Origin of the sequence: Variovorax sp. OV329 (assembly GCF_900114785.1) — a bacterium.
Classification (GTDB): Bacteria; Pseudomonadota; Gammaproteobacteria; order Burkholderiales; family Burkholderiaceae_C; genus Variovorax.
In genome coordinates, this window is the sequence record NZ_FOUG01000018.1 from 1 (window position 1) to 14947 (window position 14947).

The following is a 14947-nucleotide window of genomic DNA, read 5'->3' on the forward strand; positions in this document are numbered from 1 at the left end:
CAGGCAAGCCAGCCGCCCAGAACAGCCAAGCTGCTCATCTCCGTGCTCCTGCTCTTGCTGTCCCCGTAGGGAGGGAGGCATCCATTACATCTCCTCATTGATGAAGCACTGTACAGGCTCAGCGCCCGCTCATACAAAGGTTAACGGTTCGCTATTCGGTGCTGCCTGCTTCTTGTTTGTTCGGGACCCGCCATGAGCGGACCGCGTCCGTGATCGCTGCTTGTGCCGTTGAAGAAGGTCAGCGCTGGACTTTCGCTCTCATGGAGATTCGGCGCCTCATGGCACGCGGCGAGCGACCGATGCTTGGTTGGCGCAACCGCGTGCAGCGAGAGAACTCGGCGCTTTGGGGTCGAGTCGCCGATTCGGCCAAGATCGAGAAGCAGTGACGAAGGAGGGCGAGATTCATGCTCTTTCTGCAGCAGCGGAGGTCATGGAACTCGAGCGCTTCTCCAGCATGCCGGCGCACCTATGGCCTCAGGCGCGTGGACGAAGCGGACGCGCCGGCGTGTCAGGCGCTGATCCATAGTCCTTCTGATCGGCCAGGATTGATGCCGCCCTGTAAGCGGAGCGCCCCGCGGTCTTGGTGTAGAGCACCAGCGTCTTCCACTGTCGCTCGCGCTGGATAGGCGTCATTGAAGTCTGCTGCTGGAGCAGCACCTGGCTCACTTCGAGCAAGGAGATCGCGGCGTTCAGACAGAAGAAGATTGCCGAGTCCTCGGGGTCCTGCTGGTAGCGTGCTTGCTCGGCCTGCAGCGCCATGGCCTGGTCCTTCTCATTCATCGAGGCGAGGAGAGTCGGACCATAGAAAGGCACCGCCCCTCGATCGGACCTTGCTTTTCCCATCGCCTGGTCCAACTCGTGCAACGCCCGCTCGATGTTCAGCATCGTGTCCATGCTCTCTCCTCAGCTCTTGCAATCGACAATCGTGAAATCCACGCGACGATCTGGCGCATCGACGACGTCGTCTGTGCCGCTTCCCACGAGGTTCTGTCTCGAGCCCATCCCAACAGTGCGGGTGCGAGCTCCGAGTTCCCCGGATTCAATGGTTAGTTTGTTCTTGATGAACGAGGCGCGTCGGGACGACAAGTTGTCGTTGACTTCCTCCGGCCCGGTGCGGCTGGTATGCCCGACGATGTCCATGCATACCTCGGAGTTGCTCGCCTGCCTGGCAATCTGGCGCAACCACATGCCATAAGCGCTCGTGAGCCGGGAATCCGACCAGAAATCAGTGCTCCCGGGGCTGAATAGAAACTTCACGCTCAGGCTCCTTTGTGCCAGACCGTATGCCACGAGCTTGCCAAAGGCGTCCTCGGCGTCCGAGCTGCGTCCCAACCTGGCATTGCTCAGGTACACCCCGTTCAGAACCCGGATTTGGTAGCCTGTGGGAGTCGCCGCCAGCCGTCGATATTCCGCAAGCGCCTCGCGGTAGCGCCCGGCGTTGTAGAGCTTGGTCGCCTCGTTGATCGTCGCTGCCGCACCGATACGTGAAAGGTAACTCGCATCGGCCTTCTGGCCCGTGCTCGCGGTGCTGGTGCGGATGTAGGCTTCAATCGAGTCGTCATTCACTACCACGGGGCTGTCGCGGTAGTAGTTGAGCGGCTTCATGTCCGCTGTATCGAGCCGCGCCAGCGCCGAGGATTGGGCTACGACGATGCCACTTTGAACGTTTACAAGTGCCAGATTGATCCGATGGCCACCTGGTGCGCGCGCCAACGATCCCACGACAAGAAAGCGCGCTCGCGCGAGGCCGCCAGCGTCAAATGGAATCCAATCCAACTGCCGGGCTTGCATCACCCGATTGCCGATGATGCGATCCAGTTGCTGCGTCGCCGACGTCTGTTGCCCGCTTTCGGCGTCCAGTGTGGGGTCCAGAATGACCGCGTGGCGATCCGAGGCGCCACCCGCAATGCCTTGTAGCTGTTCCACCAACGCGTTGGCGGCATTCGTCGCGGCCTGGTCAAAGGACACGGCTTGGACGACCGGTGGGCTGCTGCAAGCGGACAGGCTGGCAAGGCCACACACACCTAGCGTCAGCGCCCCGAGTAGCGGCCATGACGCCATTGACAATCTCATTTGCATAAATTCTTCTGAAATGCCACCTCGTCGGAAGTCAGACTCTCCAACGAAGCCTTGAAAACCAGATCCGAGCACCGCTGCATCCGCTTTGCGTCCGAGAGAAGGAGCGTCGATTCCGGTGCCATCGGCGCTACGTTCTGCTTGGTCTCCAATGCTGAGACTTGGCGATCGGCAGGCGCGTGAAGCCGCGCGGGAACAGCGGCGGTGGTTTTGGGCAGTGCGGCCGGCCGACTTGCAGGCCTTGGCGACTGGACCGGTGCGGACGGAGACGCAGCAGTCGTGAGTTGTGCTGCAGTTGCAGGTGCTGCGGGTGCTGCAGGCTCTGGCGCCGCTTGCGACTGCAGCGGTTGCGCAGGTAGCGACAGGGCAGGCGTTTGCACCGCCGATGGCGCAGCCTGCGTCTGAACCTCCGCCGCACGAGTCGCCGGACGCGAGGCCACCCACCACGCGCCGCTGCAAGTCACTGCGACGACCAGCGCCGCTGCGCCCCATCTGAACCGGTTGCGCTGCGGCCGCGCCTGCTGCGCGGAAGGCGCTCCTGACACGAGCGGCTGAAAAGCAGTTACTTCCAACGCAGCAACGTGCGACGGTTCGGGCTCGAGGGCGAACTGGCCCTCTTTTTCGGCGTACGAGTCGGGTTCCAGTGGCGACTCTGGTTTCTTTGCCACTCGCGGGATCGCGATCAGTGGCGACGCCGCAGAGGCGGACGCGGATGTCGGTTCCTGCACCGGCAGGTGACCTATCAGCGCGCGAAACTGGGCCGCATCTTGCGGCCTTCCCTGCGGCCGCAGCGACAACGTCGCGTCGATGGCGTGAAGAAACGCGCTGGAGTAGGAACCTGCATGCGTTTGGCCAAGCGGCGTGAAAGCATCACTCACCACTCGCGCGGCGGCGGCGGGCGGCACCTGGCCGGTGAGGGCGTAGTAGACGACGCCCGCGACGGCATACAGATCAGTCCACGGCCCTTGGTTGATCACACCACCATACTGCTCGATGGGCGCGAAACCGGGTTTGAGTACGGCGGTCAGGCTCTGCGTCATATCGTGAATGACGTGCCGGGCTGCGCCGAAATCCAGCAGAACGGGGCCGGCGCTGGTCAGAATGATGTTGTCCGGCGAGACGTCGCGATGCAGGCAGTCTTCGCGATGAAGAACCGAAAGCGCATCCAGCAGCGGATGCAACCACGCGCGCACTTCCTCCTCCGAAGGCGCCATCGGTTCGCCGGCCAGCGCCTCCTTCAGCGTCGGCCCGTCGTAGTAGGGCATCGCCATGTACGCCGTCCCATGACCCTCCCAGAAGCGGAAGACCTTCAGCAATGCCGGATGGTCGAATTTGGCGAGCAGCCGTGCCTCATTGAGGAAGCTCTTGAGGCCCGCTTCGTAAGTGCTCCGATGCCCTTCGGACCGTATTGCCACCTGGAGCGAATTGGCGCCGCGAAGGGCAAGCGTCGAAGGCATGTATTCCTTGATCGCAACGTGCCTCTCGAGCAACGCGTCCCACGCCAGATAGACGATTCCGAAACCGCCCTCACCCAGCGGACGCAGGATCTCGAAGCCCTCGATCAGCGTGCCTGCCGGAAGCGCGAGTCGAGCCACGGCCGCCTTCCCGACGCGCTCGCCATCCGGGGTCGCCTGCTCCCGACTCTGCACCATCGTGGGCGCATACGCAGGGGAGAGCGCAAGCGCTCGAGGCCCGGCCAAGGGCTCGACACAGGAGTTGCAAAATTTGGCAGCCGCACGGTTTCGCGCACCGCATTTCGGGCACCACGCCTCAACGGAACGGGCTTGCGTGTGCATTGCGGCCCGAAGTCAGTCTTCGCAAGTCAGGAATCGGCGAGCCGCGTGCACGAGACGTACTTCCGCGGGTCCGCCCCTCGATCCTGATTTCTTGAACACCATGCCAAAGTATTACCTGACGCATCGGCGCCGGATACGTCTTTTTACATTCCGCGGTACATCGTCCGTGACGGATCTCACGGTCTGCGGCGATAAGACTTTTCAGCGCCGTTGACATCCTGCCCATATATGGGCAAAGAAGATGACTGCGACCCGTTGGTGGGTGAACTTCAAGATGCGATGAAGATGAGGACGGCCTAAAAAAAGCACTTGAGCCCATCAGATAGATCACGTGCAGGCTGTGCCACTGCATTGGCACAGCAAGGGGGACGAGACACAATCCGGCGGCCCTATCACCGGAGCCTTCATGCCTCGAACTGCCCGATGTCTTCCTGGAATTGCAGCAGCAGGCCTTGTCCTTGCACTTGCCTCCTGCGGTGGCGGCGGAGGCGGAGGCGGAGGCGGCAACGGTTCGTCGCAGGGACCTGCGGAGCTGCCGTCGCGCGAGGCGCTCATTGCCCGCGCGAAAGCACTTGAGCTCGATACGCCCTACGTACCGCCTCCCGGCAACGTCCTGGAGCATCACACCTCCGGCTACGCCAAGACGATGTGTTCAGCCGTATTCATCACCGGGCTGGACCCCAATGTGGCAGCAGAGAGCGTTGGGTACTTCACCGGACCGTACGACCAGCGCAAGAAGGTCGGCCAGCCAGTCGTGGATCGCGCCAAGAAAGAAGTTCGCATCACCATTCCCGGCGGGCCAACCCTGACAGCACGCTATACCGGGTCGCAAGGCTGCGTGACGCTGCCGCCGAACTCGAGCGATGTGCTCTTTACCCCGGTTACTGTCACCAGTGCACTGCCGCCCGCAAGCACTCAGCCTTGGCCAATGGGCGATGTGCTACCTGCGTCGTTGCCGGCCGGCGTTGACTCGCTCAAGGTGGCACAGGCCTTGGACGCAGCGTTCTCGCTGCCGGATGCGTATACGACGGCATTTGTAGTTACCTACAAGGGCCAGATCGTCGGCGAGCGATATATGAGCGGGATCGCGCCCACCACGCCGCTGGAATCCTGGTCCATGGGCAAGAGTGTGGTCGGGACGCTCATGGGCGTTCTTATCCAGCAGGGTGCCTACTCGCTTGACCAGGCTGCGCCCATTCCAGAGTGGCAAACTGCAGGCGATGGGCGGCAGGCCATCCGCATCTCCGACATCCTGCGAATGTCGAGCGGACTGCGCCTGAAGGCGCCGGACGATCCGGACTTCGATCCCGACGGAACCTACCCTGACCACACCTTTCTGTATACCGGCCGCGTCAATTCGTTCAGCTACGCTGCGACGCGACCACAGCAATGGCCGCCGAATACCGTGGGCCGCTACCGCAACACCGAGCCGGTACTGGCAAGCTACCTGATACGACTCGCCGTGGAGAAGCGCGGCGAACAGTACCTGTCGTTTCCCCAGCGCAACTTGTTCGACAAGATTGGCATCCGCACCATGACCATGGAGACGGACCCCTACGGCAATTTCCTCACGCAGGGCTATGAATTCATGTCTGCGCGTGATTGGGCACGGCTTGGCAATCTCTACCTACAAGATGGCGTGTCCAACGGCGAGCGCATCCTGCCCGAGGGGTTCGTCAACTTTGTTCGGACGGTGGCGCCTGCCTGGGAAGCCGACAAAAGACCCATCTACGGCGGCTTTTTCTGGCTCAACGGCACCGGGGCGTTGCCTGTTCCTCGGTCGGCGTATTACATGCTTGGTTCAGGCGGCCAGTACGTCGTGATCATCCCCTCGCATGATCTGGTGGTGGTGCGGATGGGCTTCGACAAGGGAGCGCCAAGGTCGTCGGTCGGATTTGGGGCAGCGCTTTCGACGTTGGTGCAGGCGGTGCCTTCGCATTGATGGAACGGGCAAGTGCCGCAGGCGGCCACGTACAAGCAGATGGAGGGACTGATGAAGCTCGTTGGAAGTGTGACCGTCATTGCATCCTTGGTTCTCGCCGGTTGCGCCGGGACGCCTCAGACGGAGGTTGTTGAGGTGCGCATCACTCCTGATGCGTATCAAGTGGGCAGCGTCAGGTCGACGCTCGCGACTCCTGTGGTGGATGAAGTGGTGCGTCGCAACCCACAAAGGGTTCTGATGGTGATGTGTCGTGCGACACCTCCCGCCAAGATTATTCAGTTCCAGACTGAACTGAGAGCGCGCAACAAGGCTGAGATTCAAGGAACGCACACAACCGAAGGGTGTCCCGGCCAGTTCCGGTCTGCATAGCCCTTGCCGGTCGGCGAGCAGTGTCGGTTTGGGCAAGAATTGGCGGGAGTGACTCCGGCGGAATGCGGCCAAGACCCGTCGGAACCTCTCAATTTTCTCGTAAACAGACACTCGGGGCCGAGACCCAATCAATATGGCAATCGAAATCATCTCTGAGCGTTTGCGACTTCGGCAGTGGAAGGAGGATGATCGCGAGCCGTATGCTGCCCTGAACGTGGACCCCCTGGTGATGCGCTTCTTCCCAGGTCTGCAGTCTCGCAAGGGTAGCGACCACGATATTGAAAGGTGGAGCGCAGAACTCGATAACCGAGGCTGGAGCAATTGGGCTGTCGAGACCCGGGCATCTGGGACCTTCATCGGCTTCATCGGTCTGACCGTCCCAAGGCGTGCTCTGACGTTCATGCCCTGTGTCGAACTTGGCTATCGGTTGGCCCGGGAGCATTGGGGCAAGGGGTATGCGACCGAAGGCGCCATGGCGGCACTACGCGTTGGGTTCGAGCAAGCGGGGCTCCAAGAGATAGTTTCGTTCACGGCGAGCATCAACCTTGCCTCCCGTGCGGTGATGGAACGCGTTGGGATGACCAATGCAGACTCGGACTTCGACTACCCCAACCCGGCGTTGGACGGTAGCGAACTGAAAAGACACTGCTTGTATAGACTTAGCCGCAAGAGATGGTTTCAGTTCGCTGGCGGATCGCCGTAGTCGGCCAGCAGCAGTCCTTCGCAGGGCCTCCCGAGAATGTCGGGTTCTGGGGCAGCTAGCAATCAATATTGATCCGCGAAGTTCAACACATCGACATCCACTGTTCGCGAATGCCGCAGACCTCTTGCGAGAGCCAGATGACTCAAGCGCATGGCATCGCATGTTGCACGGCTGCCTCGAAAGCAACCGTCTGTGCCAGGTCTTCAGGCGAGTCCAAGTTTTTTCCTCAGACTTGCATCGACAGGGCCGGCGGGCATGAAGCGGCGCAGTTTGCTCAACAAGGATGCCTGTCCGGACGGAGTGATCCGCATATGCCACCCGCCAAGCGCTGCTTCGACGATCGCGCTTGCCACACCATCGGGCTCGGGAGCACTGCTGACACTGTCGGCGACTGCGCGCGATGCGAGCTCGCGTTCGCGGTCATAGTCCGGGATTCTCGACTTCGCACGGGGCGAATTGGCTTCCAGGTTGGTCTTCGTGTAGGCCGGCTCGACCAGGGTGGCGCGGATGCCGAACTGGCGCACTTCGTGATCAAGGGTTTCAGAAAGTCCTTCTACAGCATGCTTGGATGCCGAATAGAGGCCCATGTAAGGGGCCGGGAGAAAGCCGAGCACAGAACTGACATTGACAATCCGCCCGCGGCGCTTCGCTCGCATATGCGGGAGCACGGCTTGGGTGGTGCGCAGGATGCCGAGAACGTTGGTGTCAAACAGCGCCTGGGCCTCGGCGGTCGCCGTTTCCTCCACCGCACCGATCAGGGTTGTTCCCGCGCTATTGACGAGCACGTCGATGCGCGTGGTCCGGCCGAGGATGGATTGGATTGCACGCTGAACGGACGCGTCGTCGCGAACATCCATCTCGACGAGCTCGACACCCGGCAATGCGGGCGCCTTCGCGATGTTGCGTACGGTGCCGAATACCTGGCAACCCCGCTTGGCAAACTTCAGGGCGGCGACGCGTCCGATGCCCGATGACACGCCGGTAACCACGACAACTGTTGAATTCGACATTGCAGTTCCTCGATGCAGGTGAATGGAATGAAGAGCAGGTCAGTGCGCAGGCCGGCTGCTGTTGCCGGGCCTGATCTTGAACCAGATGGAATACATGGCGGGCAGGAATACCAGCGTCAGGACCGTCCCCGCGAGAGTGCCGCCGATCAGCGTGTACGCGAGCGCCCCCCAGAACACCGAATGGGTCAGCGGGATGAAGGCGAGGATGGCCGCCATCGCTGTCAGGATCACCGGCCGGGCACGCTGCACGGTGGCCTCGACGACCGCATGAAAGGGGTCCAGTCCCGCCTGTTCGTTGTGGTGGATCTGCCCAATCAGGATCAGGGTGTTGCGCATCAGGATGCCCGACAGAGCAATCAGTCCGACCAGCGCGTTGATGCCGAAAGGCTGTCGGAAAAGAATCAGCGTCGGCACGACGCCGATCAACCCCAGCGGGCTGGTGAGAAAGACCATGACCATCGCGGAGATCGAGCGCACCTGAAAGATGATGATGAGCAGCGTCACCGCCAGCATGATCGGGAACAGCGGCAACATGGCTTTGGTCGCCTTGCCCGATTCCTCGACGGAGCCGGCCTCTTCGATGCGGTAGCCGTCCGGCAGCTTGTCCACGACGGGCCGCAGCCGCTGCGTGATGGCGGCCGACACGTCCGGTGGCTGCAGGCCATCGGCGATGTCGCCCTGCACGGTGATAGTCGGCATGCGGTCGCGCCGGCGCATGATCGGCTCTTCCATGCGCACCTCGACCTCGCCCACCTGCGACAGCGGGATGCGTTGCCCGTTGGTGCCTGACAGCGTGAAGTCCGCGATCCTCGCCGGGTCGAGCCGGATGGCGCCTGCCGAACGGGCCACCACCTGCACTGTGCGGATGTCCTCGCGCACCGCGGTGACGGGCACGCCGCTCAGAAAGAATTGCAGTTGCTGCGCCACTGCGCTGGAAGTCAGTCCCATGGCCTGCAACCGGTCCTGGTTCAAATTGAAGTGCAGGGTAGGCGTGCGCGTTCCCCAGTCGGTGCTGACCGTGCGCATCATCGGACTCCCATCCATGACCTGCCGAACCTCGGTCGCGATCTTGCGCAGCTCGTCCGCGTCCGGCCCCGTGACCCGGTAGGCGACCGGGAACGGCGAGTACGGGCCGAACACGAGTTGCGTGACGCGTACGCGCGCCTCGGAGGCCAGGCCATCGGCGATCGCCTGGCGCAGCCGATGCTTTAGCGCCTCGCGCTCTTCCTGGCTGCCGGTGCGGACCACGATCTTGGCAAACGAGGGATCGGGCAACTCGGGGCCCATCGCGAAGTAGAAGCGCGGCGCGCCCTGCCCGATGTAGGCCGTGACGATCTCCGCCTCTTGCTGCTTGGCCAGCCAAGCCTCCACCGTTGCCGCGGCGCCGCTGGTCTGCACGATCGAGGTGCCATAGGGCATCTGCACCTCGACCAGAACTTCGGGGCGGTCGGAGATCGGGAAGAACTGCTTCTTGACCACGCCCATGCCCAGAATGGCCGCAACGAACAGGCCGATCACCGCGCCGGCCACCAACCACTTGCGCGCGACGACGCGCGCAAGCACCTGGCGCAAGCTGTTGTAGCGCGGCGTGTCGTAGATCGCGGCGTGGCCGCCTTCAACCTTCTTGAAGTCAGGCAGCAGCTTGACACCCAGGTAGGGCGTGAAGACCACCGCGACCACCCAGGACGCGATCAGCGCAATGCCGACGATCCAGAACATGTTGCTCGTGTATTCGCCCGCGGTGGACGGCGCGAAGCCATTGGGCATGAAGCCCACGGCGGTGACCAGCGTGCCCGAGAGCATTGGCGCTGCCGTATGGCTCCAAGCGTAGGCCGAGGCGGCCACGCGACCGTAGCCCTCCTCCATCTTCACCACCATCATTTCGATGGCGATGATGGCGTCGTCCACTAAGAGGCCCAGCGCCAGGATCAGCGAGCCCAGCGTGATGCGGTCGAAGTTCTTGCCGGTCGCGGCCATCACGACGAAGACCACCGCCAGGGTTAGCGGCACGGCGGCAGCGACCACGAGGCCCGCGCGCCAGCCCATGCTCAGGAAACTCACCAGCATGACCACCAGCAGTGCGGCAAAGAACTTGACCATGAACTCATCGACCGCGGCACTGATATTGACGGACTGGTCTGTGACCTTGGTCAAGCTCATGCCCAGGGGCTGCTCGGCATTGACCGCGGCGACCTCGTGATCCAGTGCCTTGCCCAGGTCGAGCCCATTCCAGCCTTCCCGCATGACGACGCCCAGCAGGAGGGTCGGCTCGCCGCCGTTGCGGACCATGAAAGTCGCCGGGTCTTCGTAGCCACGCTTGACGGTGGCAATGTCCGACAGCTTGAGGGTGCTGCCCTGCGCCACCACCGGCGTGTCGCGAATCTTCTGCAGTCCATCGAAGGCGCCGTCCAAGCGAATGAACACCTGCGGCCCCTTGGTTTCGACGGAGCCCGCCGGCGTCAGGGCATTCTGGCCGTTGAGCGCGCCGAACACGTCCTGTGGGCTGATGCCCAGTGTGGCCAGGCGATCATGCGAGAACTCGACGTGGATGCGTTCGGGCTGGTCGCCGATGATGTTGACCTTCTTTACCCCCGCAACGTGCAGCAGCCGCTGGCGCAGCGTTTCCGCATCCCGCACCAGCAGGCGCTGCGGCTCGCCCTTGGCCTTGAGCGCGAACAGCGCAAAGGTGACGTCTGCGTACTCGTCGTTGACCATCGGGCCGATCACGCCGGATGGGAGATTGCCTGCCTCGTCGCTGACCTTCTTGCGGGCCTGGTAGAACTGCTCCTGCACCTGCGAAGGTGGCGTGCTGTCAAGCAGGGTCAGGGTCGTGAACGCGAGGCCCGGTCTTGTGTAGGTCTCGACACGGTCGTACCAGCGCAACTCCTGCATGCGCTTTTCAATCTTCTCGGCCACCTGGTCCTGCATTTCCCGCGCGGTCGCCCCGGGCCAGGCGGTAATGATGGTCATCACCTTGACCGTGAAGGCCGGGTCTTCCGCCCTGCCCAGCTTGAAAAATGAAACGAGCCCGGCCATCGAGATCAGGCAGATCAGGAACAAGGTGATTGAGCGCTCTCGTACCGCGAGCGCCGACAGGTTGAAACGCCCTTCGCTCACGGACGAACCCCAGCAGCCTCGACCGTGGTAGCCTGGCCGGCCACCCGCACCTGCACGCCTTCTTGCAGCAGGTGTGCGCCTAGTGCGGCAATCCGGTCTCCTTGCTTGAGCTGGCCCGCGATGCGCGCGCTGTCGTCATCCAGGTGCTGCACCGTCACCGGCCGCCAGTGAACCTTCGCCGGCTCGCCGCTGATGACCCACACCCCCGGCCCCTTGCCCGCGTCGAACAGGGATCCGATGGGCACCTGCAAGCCACCCTGGCCGGACGATTGATCATCCGGAATCCGGATGGTGACCGTGGTACCCAACGGCGCATCGGCCAGTCCGCCTTCCAGCACATATCGCGCCTCGAAGGTGCGGGTCTGTCGATCCGCCGCATCCGAAAGCTGCCGGAGTTTGGCCGGAACGGCCACGCCCTCTCTGCCGAAGAGCGTGGCCTGTGCGGCGGAACCGACCGATGGGCGCAACGTTTCCGGCAGTTGGATCGCGGCTTCGCGGCGGCCGGCGTGGGCCACGCGCACCACGACCTGCCCGGCGTTCACGACCTGGCCCGGCTCGACCAGCGTTTCCAGGACGACGCCGTCGGCATCGGCCACCAACTCGGTATAGCGGTTCGCGTTGCGCGCGACTTCGGCCTGCGCCTCGGCAGCACTCTGCTGGGCCTTGGCTGCGTCTGCCGCAGCCTTCACCTGGTCGTAGGCCGAGGCCGAGATCGCGCCGGTTCCGCGCAGATCGCGGTAGCGGGCTTCGTCCTCCGCCGTCTGCTGCGCCCTCGCCCGCGCAGCGGCGACCGCCTCCTGCTGCGCGCGCGCAGCAAGCTTCAGATCGGCGGGGTCGACACGCATGAGGGTCTGGCCGCGCTTGACGGCCTGCCCCGCATCGACGAGCCGCTCCAGCACCTTGCCGGAGATGCGGAAGCCCAGATCGCTTTGGACGCGAGCGGCTACGGTCCCGGTGAAGGAACGTGACGCGGGAATTGCCTCCTGGACGATGGCGGCACGCACCAGCGGCGCTTCGGTGCGCGGATCGGATGACGGTTTTTCGCCGCAAGCAACCAACGCAAATGGCAATACACAGAGGACTGTCGATGTAACCAGGCGGCGCCGAAGCATGAATGACCCGTTGACTAAGTGAGCAGGGCCTCCATGTTGATACTAGTGACCATATTAGTCAAGCGTCACCGATAAAATCCGGTCTCAGGGAGAAAGGCTGCGCAGCACCAGGCTCGAGAGTTGGGCCGGCGCCTCGTCGGTGTAATCGAAGCTGTGCTGCAGGAGCAGCGGATTGACGTAAGGGTGCAGGACCAAGTAGATGGCTCTCGCCGCCTCGTCGAGCGGCGTCTTGCGCTCGAACTCCCCGGTCTCTCGCCCCTCGCGCAGGATCTCGTGCAGCAATTGCCGGATGCGCTCCTCATGCGTGAGCACTGCCTGCCAGCGTTCGGTGACGGCCGAAGTCGCAATTTCGTACAGCTTCCGATCCTCGGAGAACAGGCGAAGGCTCTCCTCGACAACCGCCTTGAACATCCGGCGCAGCTTCTCGGGGGGGCGGTCGACGCCGTCGACGGCCGCTCGTACCTGGGCTTCGATGTCCCGCAGGCAGTTGGCGCAGATCATTTCGCCGATGGCCTGCTTGGATTCGAAGAACTTGTAGATGTAGGCCTTGGAAAACCCGATGGCCTTGGCCAGGTCGGAGACGGTCGTCTTTTCGTAGCCGTAGCGGCTGAAGTGCTCAGTTGCTGCGGCAACGATCTGGTCTCGCACCTCGTGATCGGCCGGTCCGCGGGCCGAGACGGTGGTGGTGATTGCTTTGCTCATGGCTCGACAGCTTACCGTCACAGTCACAAATCAACAACAAGTGACCAATCCGTATTATAGTCACTTCTAGAAGATCCTTTGCTCTGGAAGAACGCCATGTCCCAACGCATCCTTGCCATGTTCGTCGTTGCCAGCCTTTCGGCGGGCTGCGCCGTCGGTCCCGACTATGTCCGACCTGACACGCCTATGCCCGCAACGTACCTGGGCCAAGCCGCGCTGGATCAACGCCATGCCACCGCCAGCGCCGACCTCCTGGCATGGTGGACGGGGTTCGGCGACCCGCAACTGACGCGGTTCGTGACGCTCGCGCTGGTGCAAAACCTCGATCTCGCGCAGGCGTCCGCGCGCATCTCCCAATCGCGCGCGGGACTCGGCGCGGCGAACGCCGCGCTGCTGCCTTCCGGCAACATCAGCGCCCAGGCAGCCAGGGCCTATCAGTCGATCGAAACCCAGCTGGGACAGGTCCTGAACTCGACGCCAGGTTTCGATCGCTACGGGAATGCCTACGAGGCCAATCTCGGCACGAGCTGGGAGCTGGACATCTTCGGTGGCCTGCGCCGTGGGCGCGAAGCGGCGATTGCCGAATACCAGGCCTCGGAGGCAGGCGCGGCCGCGACTCGGTTGGCAGTGGCGGCACAGACCGCCGACATCTATGTCAGCGTGCGTGGATTGCAGACCCGTCTCGACGTCGCACGCGGGCAGCTACGAACACAGCAGCAGTTGCTCTCAACCGTCAACCTCCTTTATGGCAAGGGGCTGGCAGCCGAACTCCAGGTGCGGCAGGTCGAAGGGGCGCTCGCCCAGGTCGGGGCGTCCGTCCCGGTCCTCGAGGCAGGTCTGGAGGCGGCCATGAACGCGCTGGATGTGATGCTGGGCTCTCTCCCGGGCACACACCGAGCGGAATTGACCGATGCCGGCGCGATCCCCGTCGCCCCGCAGATCACAGACGCGGGGTCCCCGGGCGAGTTGCTCCAGCGCCGGCCCGATCTGATCGCAGCCGAGCGCCGACTCGCCGCATCGAACGCCCGGATTGGCGTAGCCATGGCCGAGTACTACCCCAAGCTCTCGCTCGGTGGACTGATCGGCAGCGCGACATCGGTGTCCGGCGGCAACCTGTTCACCAGCGGTGCGAGCCAGGGCACCGGGGTGCTGGGCCTGCGCTGGCGTCTATTCGATTTCGGCCGCATCGACGCGCAGATCGACCAGGCCAGGGGCCAGGAGGTCGAGATGCTGGCCGCCTATCGGCAGGCTGTGCTGCGAGCAACCGAGGACGTGGAAAACGCCTTCTCGGCCCTGGTCAAGCGCGAGGAACAGGCCGAGCTGCTCGCGCAGGGAGTGGATTCGCTCAGTCGCGCGCGAGGCGCTTCGTTTGCCGCATACCAAAAAGGTGTGGTCAGCCTGATCGAAGTACTGCAAGCAGACGAAAACCTGCTGCGTGCCTCCGATGCGCGAGCACAAGCGCAAACCGCGTCAGCACATGCCGCGATCATCGCCTTCAAGGCACTGGGCGGGGGTTGGCAACCGGACCGGCAATCTACTGCGGAGGCATTTCGAATTGCCAACCATCTCTGAGCATCAAGGGCTTCGGGATCCGACGCTGTGGCACTTATTGCAGATGTCGTCGAACTTGCGGTTGGCGTGGTTGGGCTCACCCAAGAGTTCACTCAAGAAGTTGCGAGTATTCCTTGCGCACGCCATACCAGGGCCATTGACAGGCAGGACGAACTTCTCGTCGAGCCTGCTGGTAGGGTGGGCGACCCGACTTCCGTGCCGTCTTTGGTGACTCCCGAAGTAAATAGCCGGCGGGCTCGCGAGGAGCCCCTCGGCTGCCATCTTCGGCGGCTAAAGCCGGTGCGAAGAACGGCCCGCTTTACTAACAGACCACGGCAAGCACACGATCGGGACCGATAGATTTGCAAAGAGTGCGCAGGCCCCAGGTGGCAGAGTTCGTGCGATGACTGCATTGGTCGCAAAGACCAGCCCTTCAGGCTCATCCGCGTGTACGACAGCAAAGGGCGCCGAGCCGTCGTCCGCGCCAACACGAGGCGCTCGTTCACAACTCCGACCACTAGCGCCGATGCGCTCAGCAACCTTGACCAGTTCGGCCAAGCCAAGGATCG

General features: G+C 63.1%; 11 protein-coding genes. 4 read left to right on the top strand and 7 right to left on the bottom strand.

The window, feature by feature from the left end; all coding sequences use genetic code 11:
* Positions 1-474: 474 nt before the first annotated feature.
* The 3 genes from BM345_RS23660 to BM345_RS23670 all read right to left on the bottom strand — a co-directional run bounded on the left by BM345_RS23660 (position 475) and on the right by BM345_RS23670 (position 3671).
* Entirely contained in the window at positions 475-894 is a 420-nt protein-coding gene (locus BM345_RS23660) for a hypothetical protein (protein WP_093384540.1), read from the bottom strand.
* A gap of 9 nt (positions 895-903) precedes the next feature.
* The gene (locus tag BM345_RS30265) at positions 904-1968 is read right to left on the bottom strand and encodes an OmpA family protein (RefSeq protein WP_175545130.1); all 1065 of its coding nucleotides are present in this window, start codon (positions 1966-1968) and stop codon (positions 904-906) included.
* 101 nt (positions 1969-2069) lie between these two features.
* Entirely contained in the window at positions 2070-3671 is a 1602-nt protein-coding gene (locus BM345_RS23670) for a serine/threonine protein kinase (RefSeq protein ID WP_254789954.1), read from the bottom strand.
* Between the two features lie 607 nt (positions 3672-4278).
* On the opposite strand from BM345_RS23670, the gene BM345_RS23675 reads away from it, so the two are divergent.
* From BM345_RS23675 to BM345_RS23685, 3 genes are all read left to right on the top strand, one after another.
* Complete coding sequence (locus tag BM345_RS23675) at positions 4279-5814, top strand: serine hydrolase domain-containing protein (RefSeq protein WP_093384544.1); 1536 nt, start codon at positions 4279-4281, stop codon at positions 5812-5814.
* A 51-nt stretch (positions 5815-5865) separates the two neighbouring features.
* Positions 5866-6183, top strand: coding sequence for a hypothetical protein (locus BM345_RS23680; protein ID WP_139237598.1), 318 nt, complete (start codon positions 5866-5868; stop codon positions 6181-6183).
* Between the two features lie 133 nt (positions 6184-6316).
* Positions 6317-6886, top strand: a complete 570-nt coding sequence (locus tag BM345_RS23685) for a GNAT family N-acetyltransferase (protein WP_093384550.1) — start codon at positions 6317-6319, stop codon at positions 6884-6886.
* A 203-nt stretch (positions 6887-7089) separates the two neighbouring features.
* Here the strand turns inward: BM345_RS23685 and BM345_RS23690 are convergent, their stop codons facing one another.
* The 4 genes from BM345_RS23690 to BM345_RS23705 all read right to left on the bottom strand — a co-directional run bounded on the left by BM345_RS23690 (position 7090) and on the right by BM345_RS23705 (position 12827).
* Complete coding sequence (locus BM345_RS23690) at positions 7090-7896, bottom strand: oxidoreductase (protein WP_093384552.1); 807 nt, start codon at positions 7894-7896, stop codon at positions 7090-7092.
* A 39-nt stretch (positions 7897-7935) separates the two neighbouring features.
* Complete coding sequence (locus BM345_RS23695) at positions 7936-11013, bottom strand: efflux RND transporter permease subunit (protein WP_093384555.1); 3078 nt, start codon at positions 11011-11013, stop codon at positions 7936-7938.
* Complete coding sequence (locus tag BM345_RS23700; protein ID WP_093384558.1) at positions 11010-12125, bottom strand: efflux RND transporter periplasmic adaptor subunit; 1116 nt, start codon at positions 12123-12125, stop codon at positions 11010-11012. Before BM345_RS23700 ends, BM345_RS23695 begins: the two co-directional genes overlap by 4 nt.
* A gap of 84 nt (positions 12126-12209) precedes the next feature.
* Positions 12210-12827 (bottom strand): TetR/AcrR family transcriptional regulator, encoded by a 618-nt coding sequence (locus BM345_RS23705; RefSeq protein WP_093384561.1) that lies wholly within the window; start codon positions 12825-12827, stop codon positions 12210-12212.
* 96 nt (positions 12828-12923) lie between these two features.
* On the opposite strand from BM345_RS23705, the gene BM345_RS23710 reads away from it, so the two are divergent.
* Complete coding sequence (locus BM345_RS23710; protein ID WP_093384563.1) at positions 12924-14399, top strand: efflux transporter outer membrane subunit; 1476 nt, start codon at positions 12924-12926, stop codon at positions 14397-14399.
* Positions 14400-14947 lie beyond the last annotated feature (548 nt).

Bases quoted from the DNA above. Each gene is read 5' to 3' on its own strand.
- BM345_RS23660 (WP_093384540.1), bottom strand. From the start codon at position 894: ATGGACACGATGCTGAACATCGAGCGGGCGTTGCACGAGTTGGACCAG.
- BM345_RS23675 (WP_093384544.1), top strand. From the start codon at position 4,279: ATGCCTCGAACTGCCCGATGTCTTCCTGGAATTGCAGCAGCAGGCCTT.
- BM345_RS23680 (WP_139237598.1), top strand. From the start codon at position 5,866: ATGAAGCTCGTTGGAAGTGTGACCGTCATTGCATCCTTGGTTCTCGCC.
- BM345_RS23685 (WP_093384550.1), top strand. From the start codon at position 6,317: ATGGCAATCGAAATCATCTCTGAGCGTTTGCGACTTCGGCAGTGGAAG.
- BM345_RS23690 (WP_093384552.1), bottom strand. From the start codon at position 7,896: ATGTCGAATTCAACAGTTGTCGTGGTTACCGGCGTGTCATCGGGCATC.
- BM345_RS23700 (WP_093384558.1), bottom strand. From the start codon at position 12,125: ATGCTTCGGCGCCGCCTGGTTACATCGACAGTCCTCTGTGTATTGCCA.
- BM345_RS23705 (WP_093384561.1), bottom strand. From the start codon at position 12,827: ATGAGCAAAGCAATCACCACCACCGTCTCGGCCCGCGGACCGGCCGAT.
- BM345_RS23710 (WP_093384563.1), top strand. From the start codon at position 12,924: ATGTCCCAACGCATCCTTGCCATGTTCGTCGTTGCCAGCCTTTCGGCG.